This is a genomic window from Pseudomonas sp. BBP2017, from assembly GCF_003024385.1.
In the GTDB taxonomy this organism is placed as follows: Bacteria; Pseudomonadota; Gammaproteobacteria; order Pseudomonadales; family Pseudomonadaceae; genus Aquipseudomonas.
On the sequence record NZ_PVZN01000015.1, the window covers coordinates 103,495 to 126,017 of the forward strand.

Genomic DNA, 22,523 nt, shown 5'->3' on the forward strand with positions numbered 1-22,523 from the left:
GGCCGAAATCAAAACGATACTTTGCCGCGTAACATGTCGCGGTACATGGCGAAGTCGCCAATGAGGCTGTAGAGCGGGTGTTTGAAAGTGGCGGGGCGGTTTTTCTGGTAAAAGAAATGGCCGACCCAGGCAAATCCGTAGCCGGCAAACGGCAGCGCCAACAATACGACCCACTTGCCACTGCCCAGGGTGTAGGCGAACAGGGCGATGACCAGGGTAGTACCGACGAAGTGCAGCCTCCGACACGTCGGGTTGCTGTGCTCTTCCAGGTAATATGGATAGAACTCGGCAAAGCTGCGAAATGGCTGATCACTGTTCACAACGCAGCTCCTGAAGCGCTCGATATTGATGAAGGTGGACGGCGTGGAGCCTGAACTGAGTCTAGAGTGAGTTAAATTGCCGCGCAGTGACAATAAGCGCCAATTGAATATCCTTTGAGTTCGCCGCAGGAGCGGTCAGTTCGAACATAAGAAGCCAGCCATGAGCGAGAGAACCACGTCAGCAAGCTGGGCATCAGGGATCGTCAAGGCACTCGAGCTGGAAGGGCTGGATTGCCGTGCCATGTTCAAACAACTCGGTCTGGATTTCGCCGCGCTGGACGACCCCGACGCACGCTTTACCCAAGACTCCATGACCCGTCTATGGCAACTGGCGGTCGATCTTTCCGGCAACCAGGCCATTGGCTTGAACATGGCCCGGGTGGTCCGGCCGGCTTCATTCCATGTGGTCGGTTACGCCTTGATGTCGAGCCGCACCCTGGCCGAAGGGTTTGAACGACTGGTGCGTTACCAGCGTATCATTGCTGAGAGTTCCGATCTGAGTTTCCGCCTGGAGCCTGACGGTTACGCGTTGATTCTCACTGTTCACGGCGACCATCTACCGCCCACCCGGCACAGCGCCGAAGCCTCGCTGGCGTGTGCGTTGTCGTTGTGCAGCTGGCTCAGTGGGCGGGTGATACAACCGCGGCGGGTGTTGATCCAGGGGCCACAGCCACTGGACGTGACGCCCTACAAGACCGCCTTTCATGCGCCCTTGGTGTTTGGCGCGGCCCATGACGCGCTGATTTTCCAACCTGCCGACATGCAAGCGCCGCTGCCGACAGCCAATGAAGCCATGGCCACCTTGCATGATCGCTTTGCCGGTGAGTACCTGGCGCGCTTTTCCGAAAGCCGCGTGACTCACCGTGCCCGCCAGGTGCTGTGCCGGATTTTGCCGCAGGGTGAGCCCAAGCGCGAGACAGTGGCTCAGGCCCTGCATCTTTCCCAGCGCACCTTGCAGCGACGTCTGCAGGAAGAAGGCACCAGTTTTCAGACCCTGCTCGACGATACTCGCAGGGAGCTTGCCGAGCAGTACCTGGCGCAGCCCAGCATGACCCTGCTGGAAACTGCTTATTTGCTGGGATTTGCCGATCCGAGCAATTTCTTCCGGGCGTTTCGCCGCTGGTTCGATGCCACTCCCGGCGAGTACCGGACACGGATGGGGGCCAGTGCAGTGGCCCCAACCTGTGCAGAGGGTGATGAAGCGTCGGTCAGTGACGCCAGAACGCCGGCATACACAGCACCAGCACCGTAATGATCTCCAGGCGTCCGAGCAGCATGCCGCCCGCCAGGATCCACTTGGCCGCATCCGGCAGGGGGGCGAAGTTACCGGCCGGGCCAATGGTTTCACCCAGGCCCGGGCCGACGCCGGAAACCGTGCTGGCCGCTCCGGTCAACGCGGTCATCCAGTCCACGCCAAGCAACGACAATAGCAAGGCGATAATGCAGATGGTGATGGCAAAGAAGAACGAGAAGGTCAGAATCGAGCGGACAATCTCTTCATCCAGACGGTGGCCGTTGTATTTCTGCTTGATCACCGCCCGGGGGTGAATCAGCTGATTGAGGTTGGCCTTGAGCAGGATGTAGGCCACCTGGAAGCGGAAGATCTTGATCCCGCCAGCGGTCGAGCCGGAACAACCACCGACAAAACCCAGGTAGAAGAACAGCATCAGCGAGAAATTTCCCCACAGGCTGTAGTCACCCAGGGCAAAGCCTGTGGTGGTCACCACCGAGGTGACGTTCAGCGCCACGTGACGCAAGGCATCCAGCCAGTGCAGTTGGGTGGTGGCCCAGTACCAGGTGCCGAGCACCAGCCAGGTGACCACCAGCATGGCCAGCAGGCCCTGGACCTGCTGGTCCTTGATCAGCGCCTTGCGGTTGCCACGCAGGGTGGCCACGTAGAGTGCGAAGGGCAGACTGCCGAAGATCATCACTACCACTGCAACCCAGTGCACCGCCGGCTGGTCCCATTTGGCCAGGGACTGGTCGGAGGTGGAGAAACCGCCGGTGGAGATTGCCGACATGGCATGGTTGATCGCATCGAACACATTCATGCCCGCCAGCCAGAACGCCACGCCACCCAGGGCGGTGATGCCGACGTAGACCGCGACGATCGACTTGGCGACCATGTGCGAACGCGGCATGACTTTTTCTGAACGGTCCGAGGATTCGGTCTGGAACAGGCGCATGCCACCGATGCGCAGCAGTGGCAGAATTGCCACGGCCATGGCGATAAAACCGATGCCGCCGAGCCAGTGCAGTAGCGAGCGCCACATCAGGATACCCGGCGACATGCTGTCCAGGCCGCTGAGCACCGTAGCGCCGGTTGCGGTGATACCGGACATGCTTTCGAAGAAGGCGTCGGTGTAGCTGATGTGCTGGGTCAGCAGAAACGGCAGGGCAGCGAAGATGCACACCACCAGCCAGCTGCTGACCGTCAGCAGGTACATGTCCCGCGGGCGCAGATGCACATGTTCCGGGCGCCCCTGGATGACCAGAGACAGGCCGGCGACAAAGGTGATCATGCTGGCCCAGAGAAACGACGGCAGGTCGCCGGTACGGTCGAAGATCACCAGGGTGGCCATCGGCACGACCATGCTGATCGCCAGGGTGATCAGGAAGATGCCGATGATGAAACCAATGATCCTTAAGGTCGGCAACGCCATGTGATCTGCTCTGACTCGTAACGGAAGGGCGCCATTCTACCTATGGACCTTTTTAAGTAAACGCTAGAATAGCTGCACATTTCTTTTTAGGGGGTAGCCGATGGAGGCTCTCGACGCATTGCTCAACCGTGTTTCCGTACCACGCCTGGTGGAACCCGCGCCCAATGCGGCGCAGCGTGAGGCTCTGTTTCAGGCTGCGTTGCGGGCGCCGGACCATGCCCAGTTGCGACCGTGGCGTTTTCTGACGGTTGAGGGGCAGGGGCGTGAAAAACTGGGTGCGCTGCTGGCCGAAGCGGTGAAACTCGAGGGTGACGCCAGCGAGGCTGCACTGGACAAGGCCCGGGCCATGCCATTGCGTGCGCCGCTGTTGGTGGTGGTGATTGCGCGTTTGCACGATCACTTCAAGGTGCCCGCCTCGGAGCAGCGTCTGGCGGCCGGATGCGCGGCTCATGGCATTCTGCTGGCGGCTCATGCCCAAGGTATTGGAGCGGTCTGGCGTACCGGTGAGCTGGCTTACAGCAAGCATGTGGCCAAAGGACTGGGGTTGGCTGACAACGAAGAGATCATTGCCTTCCTGTACCTTGGGACGCCACAGACCGAGCTGCGTACGGCACCGGTGCTGGCCACGGCTGACTTCGTTACTGCCTGGGGCTGACCGGCCTTATCGCGGGGCAAGCCCGCTCCCACAGTCTGGACTGTCCCCAAGGTCAGGGATTGCCTGGAGCCGGTGGGAGTGGGCTTGCCCCGCGATGCGACTCCATGTCAGGCACTCAACTCCAGCCTGGCAACAAACCCGCCCTGTGGGTGATTTTCCAGCGTCAGACTCCCACCATGTCGCTCTGCCGCTTTACGCGCGATGGCCAGCCCCAGGCCATGACCTGCCGCGCTCTGTCCAGGCGCGCGGAAGAACGGCTCGCCCAGTTGCGCCAGGTACTCTTCAGCCACTCCCGGCCCGTGGTCACGCACACTGAGCACGATGCGGTCGTTGTCCCGCACGGCAGTGATCTCGATCGGTTGCCCGGGTGGATTGAAGCGCAGGGCATTGCGCAGCAGGTTGTCCAGCGCCCGTTCGATAAGGGTTGGCCAGCCTTGCAGGCTTAGTCCGTTTTCGTGATTGAGCAGAATTTGCTGCTCCGGTGCGCTGTGCTGGGCATCCTTATGCACCGACTGTAGCACGGCATCCAGGTCCACCGGCTCGGCACGCGCCTGTTCGGCATCGACCCGTGCCAACACCAGGATTTCACTGATCAACGCCTCCAGGCGGTCACATTCGCGGGTCAGGCGCGGCCACAGCGCCTGGCGCTGTTCCGGCTCAGCCCGTTCCGCCAGGGCCAGGGCGATGCGCAAGCGGGCTAGCGGCGAACGCAGTTCATGGGAGACATCGCGCAACAGTTGGCGCTGGCTGCCGATTAGGCTCTGCAGGCGCGAGCCCATGCGGTTGAAGTCGTTGGCCAACACCCCAAACTCGTCGCGGCGATTGGCCAGTCGCGCCAGACTGTTCTGTTGGTAGGTGGTCTGCCCAAGGTCATGCACCGCGCCCCGCAGGCGGCTCAATGGCCGGGTGATGGAGAGCGTCACAAGCAGGCTGAACAAGGTCAGTACCACCAGGGCAATACCTAGCGCACTCAGTGGCCAAAGCAGGCTGTCACGGTGCCAGGCATCCAGCTCAGGGTGAGGAATACGGTAGATCAGCAGATAGGTTTCACCGCTGTCGGGGCTGGTGTACTCCTCGGTCAGACGCCGCCAGGGCAGGCGTCGGTCGTCGTTGTGCCGACGCGCCTCGAAGGCTGCCGCACGACGCGGGAAGGTGCCCGGAACCACCGCTTCGCCGCTGTCGTTGAGTACCTGTACGTCAATGTTGTAGTGGTGTTTGCGCCGTTCAAGAAAGTGCTGCGCAGAATCCGGCCCTTGCTGTTCGTAGCGTTGGGTCCATTTCTGCGCCAGGGTACTGAGGCCCGGGTGACGACTGAGGATCCAGGCATCCTGATTCAACATATGCCCGAGCAGGATCGACAGGCCCGCGACCAAGGCAATGGCCAGCCAGAAGCTGGCCAGGATGCGCCAGAACAATGAACGCAAGGGAGGCTCCTTCAACGACAAAAAGCCCGGCCTGCACAAGGGCAGGCCGGGTGGGGTGGCTGACAGCTTACTGAGCCTTGGTGGCTTTTTCAGCTTTCCAGGCTTTGAACTCGTCCCATTCGGCGCGGCGTTGCTCCTGCTCTTTCTTCAGCTCATCGAATTTCTTCTGCTGATCCGGTTTGAGCAGGGCGCGGATATCGGCCTGGGTCTTGTCCTTCTTGGCTTTGAGCTCATCTTCCAGGGCTTTCTGATCCGCTGCCGGGAGTTTTTCCAGGTAGCGTTTGGTGATTTCCTGGCGGCTCTTCATCTGCTCGCCCATCAGTTTGCCGATCTGCTGACGCTGTTCGCGGCTCAGGTCCAGCTGGGCGAAAGGCGCTCCACCGCGGTGGTGATCGCCGTGGTGCGGACCGCCTTCGGGCATGGCCATGGCGACGGTCGGCAGTGCGGCAGCGAACATCAGGGCGATAAGGGTCTTACGCATGGTGTCTCTCCTTTCTGGGGCCGGTGATTACCGGATGAGCCCAGTTTAGGGAGATCAAGGTCAATGGCGGTCAGGCAAGGGTAAAGCTTAGGTAAAGATGGCCGAGCACCGTGCTGAGATTACAGGCTGTAGTAGTAGCCGCGGCTGCGCAGGGCAACTATGCGCGGGCGGCCGTCGGGGTGCGGGCCGACCTTCTTGCGCAGATTGCTCACGTGCATGTCCAGGCTGCGGTCGTACAAGGTCAGCTTGCGGCCCAAGGCAATCTGTGCCAGTTCCTGCTTGTCCAGTGGCTCGCCAGGCTGGCGCAGCAAGGCTTCGAGAATGCGGCTCTCGGACAGGGTCAGGGCCAGTTCATGTTCATCGATACTGACCACGCCACGGGCCGGGCTGAAACACAGATCACCGACTTCGACTTGGCTTGGTGTGGTATTGGGGTGGCTACGACGCAGCACCGCCCGCAGGCGGGCGGTTAGCTCGCGCGGGTCGCAGGGTTTGGCCAGGTAGTCGTCAGCGCCCAGTTCCAGGCCGAGAATCCGGTCCAGCGGTTCGCCCCGGGCCGAGAGCATCAACACCGGCAGCTCGGCATGTTCGCTGCGCAGTTGCTTGAGCAGCTCCAGGCCGCTGCCATCGGGCAACATCACGTCCAGCACCACGGCGGCTGGCGTCTGCTCGGCCAGGGCTTTACGGGCACTCTGGCCGTCGTGGCAGGCACGCACGACAAAACCTTCCTGGCTCAGCCAGCTGCCGAGCAGCTCGCAGAGTTCCTGGTCATCATCAATCAGTAACAACTCGCTCATGACTCACTCAATTCAACCATTGCCGACGCTTTCTGTGTCCGCCGCTGGCAAAGATACCGCAGAGTGCGGCCAAGAGGGCAACTGCGCCACCAATCAAAAACCATTGTTGCTGGTCGCTGATCAGGCGTTCGGGGGCATTGGCCTGCAGTTCCTTGAGCGCCAGCTTGAGGCGCTGGTTCTCCTGGCGCAGGCGGGTGAGCTGGGCGCTTTCGCGTTCACTGTCGGCATTGTGCAGTTGCTGGGTCAGCGCTTCGCGCAGGCGCTCGCTTTCCTGCAGACGCTGTTGCAACTCGGTGATCTGGCTGCCGGCACTGAGCGACAGCGGGGTGCTGGAGGCGCTGGGCTCTTCGGCCTGGGCGAGCGGGGTCAGCAACAATAGGCACAGCAGCAGGGGCAACGGACCTTGACGCATTGGAACTCCTGATTCTTGTCGATTCAGCAGGTTGTCGGCTGGCAGACGAGAATAATGAGCAGTTGCGTCAGCAAAGGGCGGGAATGCGGTGCGCACAACGGCGCACCGTATGCAGCGGATTACGGCAGGACTTGCTTGAACGGCTTGACGATGACATTGGCATACACGCCCGCAGCAATGTACGGGTCGGCATCGGCCCAGGCTTGAGCCGTAGCCAGGGAGTCGAACTCGGCGACGATCAGGCTGCCAGTGAAGCCGGCGGCGCCAGGGTCATTGCTGTCGATGGCCGGGTGCGGGCCGGCCAGTACCACGCGACCTTGTTCCTTGAGTTGCTGCAGGCGTTCAATATGCGCCGGGCGGGCGGCCAGGCGTTTTTCCAGGGACTCGGCAACGTCAGTAGCGATGATGGCGTAGAGCATGTCAATCCTCAGGCTTGGGGGTGGTGGGGTCGCTGTCGTGCAGGTGGCGGGACAGGTAGACACCCTGGCCCACCAGGAACAGTACGGTCATGCCCAGGCTGCCGAACACCTTGAAGTCGACCCAGATGTCCTGGAAGGTGAAGGCGACGAACAGGTTGGCGGCGCCGCAGAACAGGAAAAAGGCGATCCAGGCGACGTTCAGGCGTATCCAGACGCCTTCTGGCAGGCTGATGGCATGGCCCATGATGCGCTTGATCAGCACCCGGTCACCGATAAAGTGGCTACCGGTGAACGCCAGCGCGAACAGCCAGTTGACCACCGGCGCTTTCCATTTGAGGAAGGTTTCACTGTGGAAGGCCAGGGTCAGGCCACCGAACACCAGGCAGGCGAGCAGGGTCAGCCATTGGCCTTTTTCCAGCTTGCGCTGGCGGATGAACAGCGCGCCGTAAACCACCAGGGAACTGATGATCAGCATCGCTGTGGCGCTGAAGATGCCTCCGACTTCGACGCTGTGACCGGCAAATTCGACGGCGCGAGGTTCGAGCTTGAAGACGATGAAGAACAGGAGCAGCGGGATGAAATCGATGAATTGTTTCACAGTGGCAGCCAGAAGCAGGATGTGACGGCATAATAACAAACATCAATGACAGCGAAAGCGCCACCTATGAATGTTGATCTGCACTGCCACAGTACGGCCTCCGACGGTGCCCTGTCACCGACGGCACTGGTCGCCCGGGCCCATGAGCACGGCGTGCGGATACTCTCGCTGACCGACCACGACACCCTTGAAGGGCAACTTGAGGCCCGCGCCGCCGCGCAGGCCCTGGGCATGCAGTGGGTCAGCGGGATCGAGCTGTCGTGCACCTGGGGTGGCGCGACCATCCATGTGCTGGGCTACAACTTTGCCCTGGACGCCGCGCCTTTGCTTGAAGCTGTCGAGTCGCTGCACCGCGGGCGCTGGTTGCGCGCCGAGGAAATCGACCGGCGGTTGACGCTCAAAAGCATGCCGGGGGCGCTGGAGGGCGCGCGAGCCATCCAGCAGGAGCTGGGCGACAGCGGGAACGCCCCGGCACGTCCGCATTTTGCCGAGTTCCTGGTGCGTGCAGGCCACGTCAAAGATCGCGCCGAGGCCTTTCGCAAGTGGTTGGGCGCCGGCAAGCTGGGGGACGTCAAGCTGCACTGGCCAACCCTCGATGAGACCGTGGAAACCCTGCGCAAATCCGATGCCTGGGTCAGCCTGGCGCACCCGATGCACTATGAATTAACACGTAGCAAGCGCCGCCGGCTGATTGCCGACTATATTCAAGCAGGCGGCCAGGCACTGGAAGTGGTCAACGGGATGATGCCGGCTGAACAGGTGGGCACGATGTCCATCCTGGCCCGTGAGTTCGGTCTGCTGGCCAGTGCCGGCAGTGACTTCCATGGCCCTGGCACCTGGGGTGAGATTGGTGCCTACCGGCCATTGCCAGAGGATCTGCCACCTTTGTGGCGTCGATTCAAACATGAGCAGCCTATCGCGGCCGTCTGAACAGGAAGAGAATGTGAGTCAGTTTTTCCAGATTCATGCGGAGAATCCGCAGCCGCGCCTGATCAAGCAGGCCGTCGACATCATTCGCAAGGGCGGCGTGGTGATCTATCCAACCGACTCCTCCTACGCAATGGGTTGTCAGATCGGCGATAAAAATGCCGTGGAGCGCGTTCGGCGCCTGCGACAGCTGGACAAGAACCACAACTTCACGCTGATCTGTTGCGACCTGTCGCAAATGGGCCTGTTCGCCAAGATCGACACTTCCACCTTCCGCCTGCTCAAGGCTCACGTGCCGGGGCCCTATACCTTCATTCTCAACGCCACCCGCGAAGTGCCGCGTCTGTTGCTGCATGAGAAGCGCCGCACCATCGGCTTGCGCGTGCCGTCCAATCCGATTGCCCTGGCATTGCTGGAGGAGTTGGGTGAGCCGCTGATGAGTGTCAGCCTGATCATGCCGGGCGAAGACGAGCCGATGACCGACCCCTACGAGATCCGCCAGGCCCTGGAGCATCACGTCGACCTGATCATCGACGGCGGTTTTGGTGACCTCAAGGCCTCCACCGTGATCAATCTGGCCGGTGATGAGCCTGAAGTCATCCGCGTCGGTTGCGGTGATCCGGCACCCTTCATGGTCGAAGCGTGAGCCAGGCATCCACTACCGAGCCGAGCGGCGACCCGCAAGCAGGCGCACAGCAGGAATTGCCGCTGGTACTGGTCTATGGCGAGGCTATGACCGAAATGCCGGTGGACCTGTACATTCCGCCGGACGCCCTGGAAGTGTTCCTCGAAGCCTTCGAAGGGCCGCTGGACCTGTTGCTGTACCTGATCCGCAAGCAGAACGTCGACATTCTCGATATTCCCGTGGCCGAGATCACGCGTCAGTACATGGGCTATGTCGAGCTGATGAAAACCGTGCGCCTGGAGCTGGCTGCCGAATACCTGGTGATGGCGGCGATGCTGGCGGAGATCAAGTCGCGCATGCTCTTGCCGCGATCGGCCGAGATCGAGGAAGAGGAGGGTGACCCGCGCGCCGAGCTAATTCGCCGCTTGCAGGAGTACGAGCGCTTCAAGGCGGCGGCCGAGGGCATTGATGGCCTGAGTCGGGTCGGGCGCGAGATCATCGTGCCGCGCCTTGATGCGCCGCAAGCCAAGGCGCGCAAACTGTTGCCGGAAGTCAGCCTGGAAGAGTTGCTGATGTCGATGGCCGAGGTGCTGCGCCGCGGCGATCTGTTCGAAAGTCACCAGATCAGCCGTGAGGCGTTATCGACCCGCGAGCGCATGAGTGAAGTACTCGAACGCCTCAAGGGCGGCGGCTTTGTCCCGTTCGTCGAACTGTTTACTGCCGAGGAAGGCAAGCTGGGCGTGGTGGTGACCTTCATGGCGATTCTTGAACTGGTGAAGGAATCCTTGATCGAACTGGTGCAAAATGAGCCCTTTGCGCCGATCCACGTCCGCGCCCGGGCTGAGTGACCACGAGCAACGCCATGAACCTGAATGATCCGCGCGACCTGGCGCCCCTGCTTGAAGCCTTTTTACTGGCCTCGGGAAAACCGCAATCGCTGGAGCGGCTGTTCGAGCTGTTCGAAGAAGCCGAGCGCCCTGAGCCTGCCGTGTTCAAGAAATCCCTGGAGGTGTTGCGCAAATCCTGCAACGGCCGCGCTTTCGAACTCAAGGAAGTGGCGTCGGGCTATCGCCTGCAAATCCGTGAAGACTACGCCCCCTGGGTAGGCCGTTTGTGGGAAGAGCGGCCGCAGCGTTACTCCCGCGCGCTGCTGGAAACCATGGCCCTGATCGCCTACCGTCAGCCCATCACCCGCGGCGAAATCGAAGACGTGCGAGGCGTGGTGGTCAACACCAATATCGTCAAGACCCTGCTCGAACGTGAATGGATCCGCATCGTTGGCTACCGTGAAGTACCGGGCAAGCCGGCGATGTTCGCCACCACCAAGGCCTTCCTCGATCACTTCAACCTGAAGAACCTCGATGACCTGCCGGCCCTGGCCGATCTGCGCGAAATGGAACCGGAGCCGGTGCTGGAACTGGATGATGCCCCGGTGCCGGCGCATCTGCAGGCCCTTGCCGATGAAAGTGCTGAGCCGCAGGAGCCCAAGGAAGAAACCAGCTTCCGTAGCCTGTTGGTCGAGCTCGACTCCATGGAGGAGGGCCTCAAGACTGACTTTGACGACCTGCTGGATGAAGAACCTGCAGCTGAAGGCGCCGAAGCCCTTGATCCGGAGCCCGAAACGCCAAGACAGTAAGCTTTGGCCTTCGGGCAGAAATAACCGTCGACCTCGATAATTTCAACTAGTCTCAGGTGCGCTCGGCGCGTGATCGGCGTATGATTCGCGACCTTTTTGGCGCTTGTTCGCCCAATCAGCTTTCAATACTTACACCGGGAGGTGCCCAGCATGAGTGACAAAGACCTGCAAGAAACCCAGCCATTGCCGCCATCAGGCGAGAAACTGCAAAAAGTGCTCGCGCGTATCGGCGTGGGTTCGCGTCGTGACGTCGAGGCCTGGATCAGCCAGGGCCGGATCAAGGTCAACGGCGTGGATGCCACCCTGGGTCAGCGCGTCGATCTGCATGATGCGATTTCCGTCGATGGCCGCCTGATCAAGCGCGAAGAGTCCGCCGAGACCGTGCGCCGGGTGATCATGTACAACAAACCCGATGGCGAGATCTGCACCCGCGACGACCCGGAAGGCCGTCCGACCGTGTTCGACCGCCTGCCACGGCCGAAAGAAGGCCGCTGGATCAACATCGGTCGCCTGGACATCAACACCACTGGCCTGCTGATGTTTACCACTGACGGTGAGCTGGCCAACCGTCTGATGCATCCTTCCTACGAAATGGACCGTGAATACGCGGTGCGTGTGCGTGGTGAAGTTGACGAAGACATGATTGCCCGCCTCAAGGCCGGTGTCGTGCTCGAAGATGGTCCTGCGCGTTTCACCGATATCCAGGAAGCGCCTGGTGGCGAAGGCTTCAACCACTGGTACCACTGTGTGGTGATGGAAGGCCGTAACCGTGAAGTACGTCGCCTGTGGGAATCCCAGGGCCTGGTGGTCAGCCGCCTGAAGCGCGTGCGTTTTGGTCCGGTGTTCCTCAACTCCGACCTGCCGATGGGCCGCTGGCGCGAAATGAGCCAGCAGGAAGTCGATATCCTCGCGGCTGAAGTTGGTCTGACCCCGGTGGCGATGCCAGCCTTGAACCACAAGACCAAGGACAAGCTGGAGCGCCTGCAACGCAAGTCCACCCGTCCGCTGGGTCGTGGCGAGCGCGTGCGTACCCTGCGTCCGGCTCAGGAGGGTGCAGCTGCAGCCGAGCGTCCGGCTCGGCAACCGCGTGGTGCTGAAACTGAGCGCCCGGCCCGTCAACCACGTGGCGGTGAATCCGAGCGTCCTGCTCGCCAGCCTCGTGGCGAAGCCCCTGGCAAGGATGCAGGTCGTGGTCGCAGCACTGTGGCGGAGCGCCCGAGCGAGATGAACAAGCGTGGCAAGCCGGCGCCCAAGCGTCCAGGCAGCACTCGCAACAAGCCTCGCCCGTAACCTGTAGGAGCGGGCTTGCCCCGCGATCGCGATTTGCCAGGCACATCGCATCGCGGGGCAAGCCCGCTCCTACCATGTGAAAAAGCCAACCTTCGGGTTGGCTTTTTTTTTGTCTGTAAAAACCGTGTGTTACAGACGGTCCTGTAAGTGATGGAAAGTTTTTAAACCGCCGCGTAAATAAATCGTTACAAGGCCGCCAGCCCAGCAGGGTAGTTTCCGAGATCTGCCGCCGCTGTAAACAGAACTTGCCGCAAAGCCCGGCCCAGTGCGATTTACGTGCGCGTCAAGTGCTTGCCCGCAACCCTTGGGAGCGGTGAGATGTGTGCCATTGCCGTGTGCAAAGCCGGGCCGGAGAGCCGGGCATTCAATAAGAACAAATGGAGGCGCCATGTACGCCGATTACCTCCCCAGGCTTCATTCTTTCCTCAGGAACGGTGCGTTTTGTCATCAGACAATCACGCAACGTGTTGACCCCTGCGCGTCTGCAGGGGTATACAATGCGCCGCGTTTTACCTGTGACCCCAATGCGTACCGCGCACTCTTGCTGACACCCGGCTGATTTACCCACGGCGTTTGCCCTGGATGGGCAGCAGTTGGCCAAGACCCTCAAGGTAACCACCTTGTTAATTCCGCTGCGCCACGAGCGCGGTGGGTCCGATTCCGTCACAGATAAAAACAATGCAGGTGACTTCGTTCATGAGTGGACAAAACACGCATTCAGGCGAGCTGAAACGCGGCCTGAAAAATCGCCATATCCAGTTGATCGCCCTGGGCGGTGCAATTGGTACCGGGTTGTTTCTCGGATCGGCCGGGGTGATGAAGTCGGCGGGTCCGTCGATGATTCTCGGCTATGCGATCTGTGGCTTCATCGCCTTCATGATCATGCGCCAGCTCGGCGAGATGATCGTCGAAGAGCCGGTGGCAGGTTCCTTCAGTCACTTTGCCCACAAATACTGGGGTGGATTCGCGGGCTTCCTGTCCGGTTGGAATTGCTGGGTCCTGTACATCCTGGTCGGTATGTCGGAGCTGACCGCCGTCGGCAAGTACGTGCACTACTGGTGGCCGGAGATCCCGACCTGGGCCTCGGCAGCAGCCTTCTTCATCCTGATCAATGCGATCAACCTGGCCAACGTCAAGGTGTTCGGAGAGACCGAGTTCTGGTTCGCGATCATCAAAGTCCTGGCCATTGTCGGCATGATTGCCCTGGGCAGCTACATGCTGGTCAGCGGTAGCGGTGGTCCGCAGGCTTCGGTGAGCAACCTGTGGGAGCACGGCGGCTTCTTCCCTAATGGGGTGAGCGGCCTGGTCATGGCACTGGCGATCATCATGTTTTCCTTCGGCGGTCTGGAAATGCTCGGTTTCACCGCAGCAGAAGCCGATAAGCCGAAAACCGTGATCCCGAAGGCGATCAATCAGGTGATCTACCGTATCCTGATTTTCTACATCGGCGCCCTGGTGGTGTTGCTGTCGTTGACCCCATGGGACAGCCTGGTCACCAGCCTCGATGCTTCTGGTGGTACCTACGGCGCCAGCCCGTTCGTTCAGGTGTTCTCGCTGCTGGGTAGCGATGTGGCTGCGCACATCCTCAACTTCGTGGTCCTGACCGCGGCGCTGTCGGTGTACAACAGCGGAACCTACTGCAATGCCCGCATGCTCTACGGCATGGCCGAGCAGGGCGATGCTCCAGCCAGTCTGGCGAAGATCGACAAGCGCGGTGTACCGGTGCGTTCGATCCTGGCCTCGGCTGCCGTGACCCTGGTGGCGGTGCTGCTCAACTACTTCGTGCCGCAGCATGCGCTGGAGCTGCTGATGTCGCTGGTAGTGGCTGCTCTGGTGATCAACTGGGCGATGATCAGCTACTCGCACCTGAAGTTCCGCCAGCACATGAACAAGACCGGCCAGAAGCCGTTGTTCAAGGCGCTGTGGTACCCCTACGGCAACTACATCTGCCTGGCCTTTGTGGTGCTGATCCTCGGCATCATGCTGCAGATCCCGGGGATCCAGATGTCGGTGTATGCGATTCCGGTATGGCTGGTGGTGATGTTTGCCTGCTACGGGCTCAAGGGTAATCGCCAGGCCCGTCGTATAGCTGAGGCGGGTGCGGCGGCCAAGTAAGGCGTGGCGTGTGTTGAGCAAGCCCGGCCCTGTGCCGGGCTTTTGGTTTTTACGGTATCCTCATGGCCTAATCAGGCCCGTGACCCATGTTGATCATTTCCAATACCGTGCAGATTCCCGACCAGGAAATCGAACTGACTGCGATCCGCGCCCAAGGCGCAGGTGGACAGAACGTCAACAAGGTTTCCAGTGCCGTGCATCTGCGTTTCGACACGCAAGCCTCGTCTTTACCGGCATTCTACAAAGAGCGCTTGCTGGCCTTGCGCGACAGTCGCATTACCCGCGAGGGCGTGATCATCCTCAAGGCTCAGCAGTACCGTACCCAGGAGCAGAACCGTGCGGATGCGCTGGAGCGCTTGCGTGAGCTGATCCTGGCGGCGGTCAAAGTGGAAAAGACGCGCCGACCGACCCGGCCGACCCTGGGTTCTAAAACCCGGCGTCTGGACACCAAGACTAAGCGTGGGGTGATCAAGGCCGGACGCGGCCGGATCGATTACTGACGTTTTGGTCAGGCGGGCGTTCTTGACGGTGTGAAAACGCGTTGACGGGGTGGTCCTTGCATCAGCCGTTTTCACACAGTCTGACTGTTGCGCGGTTATTCCTGGTCGGCGCTGGAAGTTTCGTCGCCGTCGTAGTCAGCCTGGGCTGGTTCGGCGCTGTGAGTGGCAGGTGTCTGCTCTTCTGGGTTCAGGCTTGGGAAGGGAAAGTTCGGGATTTCATGCATCTCGTCGTTCCTCGCAAGTGTGTGTGGAAAGGCTGCGCAAGGCGCGCGTGGCTTATGAAAAGCTCGTGCAGGATACAGGAGTCTGGATGGCAGTATGAATTTTCCTGCTTAATGGCCATCGCGGGGCAAGACCGCTCCCACTGTGGGAGCGGGCTTGCCCCGCGATGTTTTTCAGCGACACACGTCAGCGATAGCCGCCGCCAGTGCCTCAAGCCGTGCTGCATCAGCGCCAGCGATGTTCGCCCGGCCAGTGCCTACCATGTACACGCTATGCCGCTCACGCAGTTGCTTGACTTGCTCCGGCGACAAGCCGGTATAGGAGAACATCCCGCGTTGCGCGGCAATGTGGGCAAAACGTTCGCTCAGGCCGTGAGGTGCCAAGGCCTCGACCAGCCCGACCCGCAGCTGGGCAATACGCTGGCGCATGGCCTCGACTTCTTCGATCCACAGCTGCTTGAGCGCCGCATCACCGAGAATCTGAGCGACCACCGCAGCACCATGATCCGGTGGCGTCGACCACAGATTACGCGCCAGCAACGCCAGTTGACTGCGAACATCCAGCAGCTTTTCCGCATCATGGCTGCACACCAGCAGGGCACCGGTGCGGTCACGGTAGAGGCCGAAGTTTTTCGAGCAGGAGCTGGTGATCAACAGCTCGGGCAGCTCGGTGGCAAACAGTCGTACTGCCCAGGCGTCTTCTTCCAGGCCATCGCCAAAGCCTTGGTAGGCGAAGTCGATCAATGGCAGTAGCTCGCGGCGGCGCACCACTTCCAGCACTGCGCGCCAGTCGTCTTGGGACAGGTCGAAACCGGTCGGGTTGTGGCAGCAAGCGTGCAACAGCACCACGTCGCCCTTGGGCGCCGCCTCCAGGGTGGCCAGCATCCCGCTGACGTTCAGGCGGTTGTCCGCATCGACGTAGGGATAGTGGCTGACCTTGAGATTGGCGCTGGCGAAGATGGTTTCATGAATCGGCCAGGTCGGATCGCTCAGCCAGATACCACGCCCCGGCAGGCAGTGCGCGATGAACTCCGCGGCAAGGCGCAGGGCGCCAGTGCCTCCCGGTGTCTGGGTGGCACCTGCGCGTTTGCTGGTCAGTAATGTGGAGCCGCTACCCAGCACCAGTTCACTGATCAGGCGACCGAAGTCAGCGTCGCCATGACCGCCGACGTAGCTTTTGCTCGACTGTTGATCGAGCAGGCGCTGTTCGGCGAGTTTGACGGCGGCGGGAATTGGCGTCAGGCCCTGGGCGTCTTTGAATACCCCTACGCCCAGGTCGAACTTGTCTGGATTGCTGTCGTTGGCGTAGGCCTCCATCAGCCCCAGAATCGGATCGCCGGGGACGCGGCCAATCGCGCTGAAGTGCATTACTTGCGGCCTTCGGCGGTGTTGGCAACCTCGTCGGTGCGCGCGGCCATGATGAAGTCGTTGCGGTGCAGGCCTTTGATCGAGTGGCTCCACCAGGTCACGGTGACTTTGCCCCACTCGGTCAGCAGGCCAGGGTGATGGCCTTCAGCCTCGGAGATTTCGCCGACAGCGTTGGTGAAGGCCAGGGCGTGCTTGAAATTCTTGAACAGGAAGACTTTTTCCAGCTGCATGATGCCGTCACGGACTTCGATGTTCCAATCCGGGATCTGCTTGATCAGTACCGGCAGTTCTTCATCGCTGACCTGTGGAGCATCGGCACGGCAGGCTTCGCAGTGGGCTTGGTTCAAGGCGTTCATAAGGTTTTCCGCAAGTGGTTTGTTATTGGTTTGCAAAGTTGCTCAGGCAGCAACCTTAGGTGGAAATTTCGGTGCGTGCAGACCCATCTTCATCGCGGTGTGGACCATGCCCATGATGTCTTCGTGGGCCAGGTCGAACAGGCGCTTGAGGTTCGGCAGGGCAAAGTACAGCGGTTGCAGGATGTCGATGCGATACGGCGTGCGCATGGCTTCCAGCGGGTCGAAGGCCTGGTGCTCGGGCTCGTCGGACAGGCTGTAGACGGTCTCTTTCGGCGAGGAAAGGATGCCGCCGCCGTAGATCTTGCGGCCCTGCGGGGTATCGACCAGGCCGAACTCGATGGTCATCCAGTACAGGCGGGCCAGGTACACGCGCTCTTCCTTGGTTGCCTGAAGGCCGAGTTTGCCGTAGGTGTGGGTGAATTCAGCGAACCAGGGGTTGGTCAGCAATGGGCAGTGGCCGAAGATCTCGTGGAAAATGTCCGGTTCTTGCAGGTAGTCGAGCTCTTCTTCGGTACGAATGAAGGTCGCGACCGGAAAGCGCTTGCTGGCCAGTAGTTCGAAAAAGGTCTGGAAAGGGATCAGCGCAGGCACGCGGGCGACTTGCCAGCCGGTGGTGGCGCCGAGCACCTTGTTGATTTCGCCCAGCTGTGGGATGCGGTCGTGCGGCAGGCCCAGTTGTTCGATGCCGTCCAGGTATTCCTGGCACGCGCGGCCCTCGATCACTTTCAGTTGGCGGGTAATCAGGGTGTTCCACACCGCGTGTTCCTGTTGCGGGTAGTCGATAAACCCTTGCGCATCGGGCTCGCGAGCCACGTATTGCGTCTGTTTCATACTGCTCTCCTGCTAAGGGCCATTCTTGTTATGTGATCAAGCCGTTGCTTAAGAGATAGCGCGCTGCGCCGCACTTTGCATCGGTTCGACAGCGTGTAGGGCTGGATAAACGAGGTGTTTTCTGTAACGATTACTTTACGGATTTGGCAGAGGGCCGAAAAATATAGGGGGGGTGTGCCTCGGTACACGGCGTTTTGTCACGTAATCTTTACGAAAATTCTTCCGGGTTGGTAGAAAACTGCCAGCCCGCTAGCTGTCAGGGTTCGTTCCAGGCCTATTAGTAGGACACTTCATGCGTATCAAAGTGCATTGCCAGAATCGCATCGGCATTCTGCGTGACATCCTCAACCTGCTGGTGGAGTACGGCATCAACGTCGCCCGCGGCGAGGTCGGCGGCGAGCATGGCAACGCCATCTACTTGCACTGTCCCAACCTGATCAACTTGCAGTTCCAGGCCTTGCGGCCCAAGTTCGAGTCGATTGCCGGTGTGTTTGGCGTCAAACGCGTAGGTCTGATGCCGAGCGAGCGGCGACATATGGAGCTCAATGCTCTGCTGGGGGCGCTGGATTTTCCGGTGCTGTCGATCGACATGGGCGGCTCCATCGTCGCCGCGAACCGGGCGGCGGCGCAGTTGCTCGGGGTGAGGGTCGATGAAGTGCCGGGTATCCCCTTGTCGCGGTATGCCGAAGACTTCGACTTGCCGGAATTGGTGCGGGCTAACAAATCGCGGATCAATGGCTTGCGGGTCAAGGTCAAGGGCGATGTGTTCCTGGCTGACATCGCCCCACTGCAATCCGAGCACGACGACAGCGAGGCTCTGGCAGGAGCGGTGTTGACCCTGCACCGTGCAGACCGCATTGGCGAACGTATTTATAACGTGCGCAAGCAGGAACTGCGCGGCTTTGACAGCATTTTCCAGAGCTCGCGGGTAATGGCTGCAGTGGTGCGCGAGGCTCGGCGTATGGCGCCACTGGACGCACCACTGCTGATTGAAGGGGAGACCGGCACCGGCAAGGAGTTGCTGGCCCGTGCCTGTCATCTGGCCAGTCCGCGCGGGCAAGCACCGTTGATGGCGCTCAATTGCGCTGGACTACCGGAATCGATGGCCGAGACCGAGTTGTTCGGTTATGGGCCGGGTGCATTCGAAGGCGCGCGGGCTGAAGGCAAGCTGGGTCTGCTTGAGCTGACCGCGGGTGGTACGCTGTTTCTCGATGGCGTGGGTGAGATGAGCCCGCGTTTACAGGTCAAGTTGTTGCGCTTTTTGCAGGATGGCTGCTTCCGTCGGGTTGGCAGCGACGAGGAAGTGTACCTGGATGTGCGGGTTATCTGTGCAACCCAGGTCGACCTGTCGGAGCTCTGCGCGCGCGGCGAGTTCCGTCAGGATCTTTACCATCGCCTCAATGTGCTTTCACTACATATCCCGCCGTTGCGCGAGTGCCTGGATGGTCTGCCGCCGCTGGTCGAGCACTTCCTCGATCAGGCCAGCCGCCAGATCGGTTGCCCATTGCCGCGTCTGGCTCCGGCGGCTCTGGAGCGCCTGAGTCAGTATCACTGGCCAGGTAACGTGCGTCAGTTGGAGAACGTATTGTTCCAGGCGGTATCGCTGTGTGATGGTGGGGTGGTTAAAAGCGAACATATTCGCTTGCCGGACTACGGTGCGCGGCAACCGCTGGGTGAGTTTTCCCTGGAAGGTGACTTGGGCGAGATTGTCGGGCGCTTTGAAAAGGCAGTACTGGAACAATTGATGAGTGAATTTCCGAGCAGTCGGGCGCTGGGTAAGCGTCTCGGTGTTTCACATACCACAATAGCCAACAAGTTGCGCGAACATGGTGTTGGCAAGTCGGCGGAATAAATCAACTGTAATTACAGAAATGTCAGCGTGGATTAGTTGTAGTACAAGTATCCAATACCGATTGTTTGAACCGCGCGCCTCGGTCAGCGGCGATCGAGGCGCGGCGAGCGGTAATCTTCAAGCTATCCGTTGGAGCAACCGTTACCCATCACATGGTATTCGAGAATATGCCGCTGGCCCTGCGAGTCCTCATACGTCATGCGCGCCGGGACCACTTCGCAGACGTTCGGGACTTCGCTCATGGAAATGACTTTGGCGATGTCCAGGTGCTGCGAGTAACTGTACTGTTCAACCGGAATCTGCTCGGCGCCACTGCTTGCAACTTCGTCGGCTATCGCCACGCTGCAAAGACTGCCAAGTGCCAATACCAGTAAAGCTTTCATTTTCATTTTACCTGTCTAAGGTCGTAAGGGGGCACGCAGCGCTTGTGGCGCCGCGTGTACAACTAACGTTCAACTATCACAGTTATCTCTGGATTAACGGCCTTCGTGGGGGCTGTAACAAGAAGTTAATCGCGATGCCGTTGCTGGCGAGGTGAATTTTAGGGGCGAGCGCGTGCGTTAAACAGATGACGTTTTGATAAACACTGTTGGTGAAAACTGTAACAATCGCTTGCTTGACATCCTCGGAATTTATTTTTTCTGCGCCAATGCCCGGTCTTGAGCCTGCGGTCAATTGCACGGGCGAAAAAGAGCGGGGCGTTACTACCAACGTCGAATGGCCGGCGAGGTCTGGTACAGTTACAACGAGGTCATACAAAAACAACTATTACACCGAGGTAGATAAAGATGAGTGCGGCTCCCCTGTATCCCGTTCGTCCCGAGGTTGCGGCCACCACCCTGACTGACGAGGCGACCTACAAGGCCATGTACCAGCAGTCGGTGATCAACCCGGACGGCTTCTGGCGTGAGCAGGCCCAGCGCCTGGACTGGATCAAGCCCTTCACCAAGGTCAAGCAGACCTCCTTCGACGACCACCATGTCGATATCAAGTGGTTTGCCGATGGCACTCTGAACGTCTCCTACAACTGCCTGGACCGCCACCTTGCCGAGCGTGGTGATCAGGTCGCAATCATCTGGGAGGGCGACGATCCTTCCGAGCACCGCAACATTACCTACCGCGAACTGCACGAGCAGGTGTGCAAATTCGCCAACGCCCTGCGCGGCCAGGACGTGCACCGTGGCGACGTGGTCACCATCTACATGCCGATGATTCCTGAGGCGGTTGTGGCGATGCTGGCCTGTGCGCGTATCGGTGCGATCCACTCGGTGGTCTTTGGCGGCTTCTCCCCTGAAGCGCTGGCCGGTCGTATCATTGACTGCAAGTCGAAGGTGGTGATTACCGCCGACGAAGGCCTGCGGGGCGGTCGTCGCACGCCGCTCAAGGCCAATGTTGACCTGGCTCTGACCAACCCGGAAACCGCCAGCGTGCAGAAGATCATCGTGTGCAAGCGCACCGGTGGCGACATTGCCTGGCACCAGCACCGTGACATCTGGTACGAAGACCTGATGAAGGTTGCTTCCAGCCACTGCGCGCCGAAAGAGATGGGCGCCGAAGAGGCCCTGTTCATCCTCTATACCTCCGGCTCCACCGGTAAGCCCAAGGGTGTGCTGCACACCACTGGCGGCTACATGGTCTACGCCGCGCTGACCCATGAGCGGGTGTTCGACTACCGCCCGGGTGAAGTCTACTGGTGCACCGCCGACGTCGGCTGGGTGACCGGTCACAGCTATATCGTCTACGGCCCGCTGGCCAATGGCGCGACCACGGTGCTGTTTGAAGGGGTGCCAAACTATCCGGACATTACCCGGGTATCGAAGATCATCGACAAGCACAAGGTCAATATCCTCTACACCGCACCCACCGCCATCCGCGCGATGATGGCCGAAGGTCAGGCTGCTGTGGCCGGTGCCGATGGCTCAAGCCTGCGCTTGCTGGGTTCGGTGGGCGAGCCGATCAACCCGGAAGCCTGGAACTGGTACTACCAGGCCGTCGGCAAAGAACGCTGCCCGATCGTCGATACCTGGTGGCAGACCGAGACCGGTGGTGTACTGATCAGCCCGCTGCCAGGCGCTACCGCGCTCAAGCCGGGGTCGGCGACGCGTCCATTCTTCGGGGTGGTGCCGGCACTGGTAGATAACCTGGGCAACCTGATCGATGGTGCTGCTGAGGGCAATCTGGTGATCCTCGACTCCTGGCCGGGCCAGTCGCGTTCGCTGTACGGCGATCATGATCGTTTCGTCGATACCTACTTCAAGACCTTCCGCGGCATGTACTTCACCGGTGACGGCGCCCGTCGCGACGAAGACGGCTACTACTGGATCACCGGTCGCGTTGATGATGTGCTCAACGTTTCCGGGCATCGCATGGGTACCGCCGAGATCGAAAGCGCCATGGTGGCCCACCCGAAAGTGGCTGAGGCTGCCGTGGTCGGTGTACCGCACGACATCAAGGGGCAGGGCATCTATGTTTACGTCACCCTCAATGGTGGCGAGGAGCCGAACGAGGCGCTGCGTCTGGAGCTGAAGAACTGGGTGCGTAAAGAGATCGGTCCGATTGCCTCGCCGGATGTCATCCAGTGGGCGCCGGGCCTGCCCAAGACCCGTTCGGGCAAGATCATGCGTCGCATCCTGCGCAAGATTGCCACGGCCGAGTACGATGCCCTGGGTGATATCTCGACCCTGGCTGACCCGAGTGTGGTCCAGCATCTGATCGATACCCACAAGTCGATGAATCTGGCGTCGGCCTGATAAGGCTTCGCGGGGCTTGCCCCGCGATGAGGCTCGCTAAACCGCTACAACAAGCCCCGACTGGTAATGCCAGCGGGGCTTTGTGCTTTCTGTTACTCCGACATTCATCGGTAACCTTTGTGTCACCACAATTGCTCGTCAGCGGGGCAAAGGGAAACGCTTTCGCCCAACAACAGGGCGTTCTCTGCATCGATTTCGATCTGCCGAAACGCTGAGCTTGCCGGATTAGAAGGGTTTGCCAATAATAGGCCCGCTTATTGCTTCTTTGATTGGTTATTTGTCT

23 protein-coding genes and 1 pseudogene are annotated in these 22,523 nt (G+C 60.4%); 11 read left to right on the forward strand and 13 right to left on the reverse strand.

Translation table 11 applies throughout. From position 1 onward, the window contains the following. Positions 1 to 8 precede the first annotated feature (8 nt). Positions 9 to 320 (reverse strand): DUF962 domain-containing protein, encoded by a 312-nt coding sequence (locus C6382_RS18060; protein WP_107025728.1) that lies wholly within the window; start codon positions 318 to 320, stop codon positions 9 to 11. Positions 321 to 480: 160 nt separating this feature from the next. Here C6382_RS18060 and C6382_RS18065 point away from each other — a divergent pair, with 160 nt between their 5' ends. Then, positions 481 to 1,572: an AraC family transcriptional regulator gene (locus C6382_RS18065; protein WP_107025729.1), complete on the forward strand. Its 1,092-nt coding sequence runs from the start codon at positions 481 to 483 to the stop codon at positions 1,570 to 1,572. Here the strand turns inward: C6382_RS18065 and C6382_RS18070 are convergent. After that, the gene (locus C6382_RS18070) at positions 1,529 to 2,983 is read right to left on the reverse strand and encodes a TrkH family potassium uptake protein (protein WP_107025730.1); all 1,455 of its coding nucleotides are present in this window, start codon (positions 2,981 to 2,983) and stop codon (positions 1,529 to 1,531) included. The genes C6382_RS18065 and C6382_RS18070 overlap by 44 nt on opposite strands. 100 nt (positions 2,984 to 3,083) lie before the next feature. Between C6382_RS18070 and C6382_RS18075 the strand changes: the two genes are divergently transcribed. Beyond that, positions 3,084 to 3,638 (forward strand): NAD(P)H nitroreductase, encoded by a 555-nt coding sequence (locus C6382_RS18075; RefSeq protein ID WP_107025731.1) that lies wholly within the window; start codon positions 3,084 to 3,086, stop codon positions 3,636 to 3,638. Positions 3,639 to 3,745: 107 nt separating this feature from the next. On the opposite strand, the gene C6382_RS18080 is transcribed toward C6382_RS18075, so the two are convergent. From C6382_RS18080 to C6382_RS18105, 6 genes are all read right to left on the reverse strand, one after another. After that, positions 3,746 to 5,062: a HAMP domain-containing sensor histidine kinase gene (locus C6382_RS18080; protein ID WP_107025732.1), complete on the reverse strand. Its 1,317-nt coding sequence runs from the start codon at positions 5,060 to 5,062 to the stop codon at positions 3,746 to 3,748. A gap of 67 nt (positions 5,063 to 5,129) precedes the next feature. Then, the gene (locus tag C6382_RS18085; protein ID WP_107025733.1) at positions 5,130 to 5,543 is read right to left on the reverse strand and encodes a Spy/CpxP family protein refolding chaperone; all 414 of its coding nucleotides are present in this window, start codon (positions 5,541 to 5,543) and stop codon (positions 5,130 to 5,132) included. A gap of 119 nt (positions 5,544 to 5,662) precedes the next feature. Next, positions 5,663 to 6,340 carry a response regulator transcription factor gene (locus tag C6382_RS18090; RefSeq protein WP_107025734.1) on the reverse strand — a complete coding sequence of 226 codons (678 nt, stop codon included), beginning with the start codon at positions 6,338 to 6,340 and terminating at the stop codon, positions 5,663 to 5,665. 7 nt (positions 6,341 to 6,347) lie between these two features. After that, positions 6,348 to 6,752 (reverse strand): translation initiation factor 2, encoded by a 405-nt coding sequence (locus tag C6382_RS18095; protein WP_107025735.1) that lies wholly within the window; start codon positions 6,750 to 6,752, stop codon positions 6,348 to 6,350. Positions 6,753 to 6,871: 119 nt separating this feature from the next. Then, on the reverse strand, positions 6,872 to 7,171 hold the full coding sequence (locus tag C6382_RS18100; protein WP_107025736.1) for a YciI family protein: 300 nt from the start codon (positions 7,169 to 7,171) through the stop codon (positions 6,872 to 6,874). Between the two features lies 1 nt (position 7,172). Beyond that, positions 7,173 to 7,769, reverse strand: coding sequence for a septation protein A (locus C6382_RS18105; protein ID WP_107025737.1), 597 nt, complete (start codon positions 7,767 to 7,769; stop codon positions 7,173 to 7,175). A 66-nt stretch (positions 7,770 to 7,835) separates the two neighbouring features. Here C6382_RS18105 and C6382_RS18110 point away from each other — a divergent pair, with 66 nt between their 5' ends. From C6382_RS18110 to arfB, 7 genes and pseudogenes are all read left to right on the forward strand, one after another. Next, positions 7,836 to 8,699 carry a PHP domain-containing protein gene (locus C6382_RS18110; protein WP_107025738.1) on the forward strand — a complete coding sequence of 288 codons (864 nt, stop codon included), beginning with the start codon at positions 7,836 to 7,838 and terminating at the stop codon, positions 8,697 to 8,699. A gap of 13 nt (positions 8,700 to 8,712) precedes the next feature. Then, entirely contained in the window at positions 8,713 to 9,342 is a 630-nt protein-coding gene (locus C6382_RS18115; protein ID WP_107025739.1) for an L-threonylcarbamoyladenylate synthase, read from the forward strand. A 128-nt stretch (positions 9,343 to 9,470) separates the two neighbouring features. Further along, on the forward strand, positions 9,471 to 10,169 hold the full coding sequence (locus C6382_RS18120; protein ID WP_167335151.1) for a ScpA family protein: 699 nt from the start codon (positions 9,471 to 9,473) through the stop codon (positions 10,167 to 10,169). 14 nt (positions 10,170 to 10,183) lie between these two features. Beyond that, positions 10,184 to 10,942: pseudogene (gene scpB, locus C6382_RS18125) on the forward strand (SMC-Scp complex subunit ScpB); the annotation flags it as partial. 165 nt (positions 10,943 to 11,107) lie between these two features. Continuing rightward, positions 11,108 to 12,247 (forward strand): 23S rRNA pseudouridine(2605) synthase RluB, encoded by a 1,140-nt coding sequence (gene rluB, locus C6382_RS18130; RefSeq protein WP_107025742.1) that lies wholly within the window; start codon positions 11,108 to 11,110, stop codon positions 12,245 to 12,247. Between the two features lie 696 nt (positions 12,248 to 12,943). Next, positions 12,944 to 14,362 carry an amino acid permease gene (locus C6382_RS18135; RefSeq protein ID WP_107025768.1) on the forward strand — a complete coding sequence of 473 codons (1,419 nt, stop codon included), beginning with the start codon at positions 12,944 to 12,946 and terminating at the stop codon, positions 14,360 to 14,362. 86 nt (positions 14,363 to 14,448) lie between these two features. Next, the gene (gene arfB / locus C6382_RS18140; RefSeq protein WP_107025743.1) at positions 14,449 to 14,862 is read left to right on the forward strand and encodes an alternative ribosome rescue aminoacyl-tRNA hydrolase ArfB; all 414 of its coding nucleotides are present in this window, start codon (positions 14,449 to 14,451) and stop codon (positions 14,860 to 14,862) included. Between the two features lie 95 nt (positions 14,863 to 14,957). Here the strand turns inward: arfB and C6382_RS24420 are convergent, their stop codons facing one another. From C6382_RS24420 to phhA, 4 genes are all read right to left on the reverse strand, one after another. After that, a complete protein-coding gene (locus C6382_RS24420; protein ID WP_256589137.1) occupies positions 14,958 to 15,086 on the reverse strand; it encodes a hypothetical protein in 129 nt (42 codons plus the stop codon). 171 nt (positions 15,087 to 15,257) lie between these two features. Then, on the reverse strand, positions 15,258 to 16,451 hold the full coding sequence (locus tag C6382_RS18145) for an amino acid aminotransferase (RefSeq protein WP_107025744.1): 1,194 nt from the start codon (positions 16,449 to 16,451) through the stop codon (positions 15,258 to 15,260). Continuing rightward, entirely contained in the window at positions 16,451 to 16,807 is a 357-nt protein-coding gene (locus C6382_RS18150; protein ID WP_107025745.1) for a 4a-hydroxytetrahydrobiopterin dehydratase, read from the reverse strand. The genes C6382_RS18145 and C6382_RS18150 overlap by 1 nt, the downstream gene beginning before the upstream one ends. Before the next feature lie 42 nt (positions 16,808 to 16,849). Next, positions 16,850 to 17,638 (reverse strand): phenylalanine 4-monooxygenase, encoded by a 789-nt coding sequence (gene phhA, locus C6382_RS18155; protein WP_038613490.1) that lies wholly within the window; start codon positions 17,636 to 17,638, stop codon positions 16,850 to 16,852. Between the two features lie 292 nt (positions 17,639 to 17,930). On the opposite strand from phhA, the gene C6382_RS18160 reads away from it, so the two are divergent. After that, positions 17,931 to 19,490 (forward strand): sigma-54-dependent transcriptional regulator, encoded by a 1,560-nt coding sequence (locus tag C6382_RS18160; protein WP_107025746.1) that lies wholly within the window; start codon positions 17,931 to 17,933, stop codon positions 19,488 to 19,490. A gap of 122 nt (positions 19,491 to 19,612) precedes the next feature. On the opposite strand, the gene C6382_RS18165 is transcribed toward C6382_RS18160, so the two are convergent. Further along, positions 19,613 to 19,873, reverse strand: a complete 261-nt coding sequence (locus C6382_RS18165) for a DUF2790 domain-containing protein (RefSeq protein ID WP_107025747.1) — start codon at positions 19,871 to 19,873, stop codon at positions 19,613 to 19,615. Positions 19,874 to 20,278: 405 nt separating this feature from the next. Here C6382_RS18165 and acs point away from each other — a divergent pair, with 405 nt between their 5' ends. Then, positions 20,279 to 22,240, forward strand: a complete 1,962-nt coding sequence (gene acs, locus C6382_RS18170) for an acetate--CoA ligase (RefSeq protein WP_107025748.1) — start codon at positions 20,279 to 20,281, stop codon at positions 22,238 to 22,240. Positions 22,241 to 22,523 lie beyond the last annotated feature (283 nt).

Coding starts and splice junctions, on each gene's coding strand:
- C6382_RS18145 (WP_107025744.1), bottom strand. CDS start 16,451: ATGCACTTCAGCGCGATTGGCCGCGTCCCCGGCGATCCGATTCTGGGG.
- C6382_RS18095 (WP_107025735.1), bottom strand. CDS start 6,752: ATGCGTCAAGGTCCGTTGCCCCTGCTGCTGTGCCTATTGTTGCTGACC.
- C6382_RS24420 (WP_256589137.1), bottom strand. CDS start 15,086: ATGCATGAAATCCCGAACTTTCCCTTCCCAAGCCTGAACCCAGAAGAG.
- C6382_RS18065 (WP_107025729.1), top strand. CDS start 481: ATGAGCGAGAGAACCACGTCAGCAAGCTGGGCATCAGGGATCGTCAAG.
- arfB (WP_107025743.1), top strand. CDS start 14,449: ATGTTGATCATTTCCAATACCGTGCAGATTCCCGACCAGGAAATCGAA.
- C6382_RS18110 (WP_107025738.1), top strand. CDS start 7,836: ATGAATGTTGATCTGCACTGCCACAGTACGGCCTCCGACGGTGCCCTG.
- C6382_RS18075 (WP_107025731.1), top strand. CDS start 3,084: ATGGAGGCTCTCGACGCATTGCTCAACCGTGTTTCCGTACCACGCCTG.
- C6382_RS18165 (WP_107025747.1), bottom strand. CDS start 19,873: ATGAAAGCTTTACTGGTATTGGCACTTGGCAGTCTTTGCAGCGTGGCG.
- C6382_RS18070 (WP_107025730.1), bottom strand. CDS start 2,983: ATGGCGTTGCCGACCTTAAGGATCATTGGTTTCATCATCGGCATCTTC.
- C6382_RS18085 (WP_107025733.1), bottom strand. CDS start 5,543: ATGCGTAAGACCCTTATCGCCCTGATGTTCGCTGCCGCACTGCCGACC.
- C6382_RS18090 (WP_107025734.1), bottom strand. CDS start 6,340: ATGAGCGAGTTGTTACTGATTGATGATGACCAGGAACTCTGCGAGCTG.
- rluB (WP_107025742.1), top strand. CDS start 11,108: ATGAGTGACAAAGACCTGCAAGAAACCCAGCCATTGCCGCCATCAGGC.
- C6382_RS18100 (WP_107025736.1), bottom strand. CDS start 7,171: ATGCTCTACGCCATCATCGCTACTGACGTTGCCGAGTCCCTGGAAAAA.
- phhA (WP_038613490.1), bottom strand. CDS start 17,638: ATGAAACAGACGCAATACGTGGCTCGCGAGCCCGATGCGCAAGGGTTT.
- C6382_RS18160 (WP_107025746.1), top strand. CDS start 17,931: ATGCGTATCAAAGTGCATTGCCAGAATCGCATCGGCATTCTGCGTGAC.
- C6382_RS18150 (WP_107025745.1), bottom strand. CDS start 16,807: ATGAACGCCTTGAACCAAGCCCACTGCGAAGCCTGCCGTGCCGATGCT.
- C6382_RS18135 (WP_107025768.1), top strand. CDS start 12,944: ATGAGTGGACAAAACACGCATTCAGGCGAGCTGAAACGCGGCCTGAAA.
- acs (WP_107025748.1), top strand. CDS start 20,279: ATGAGTGCGGCTCCCCTGTATCCCGTTCGTCCCGAGGTTGCGGCCACC.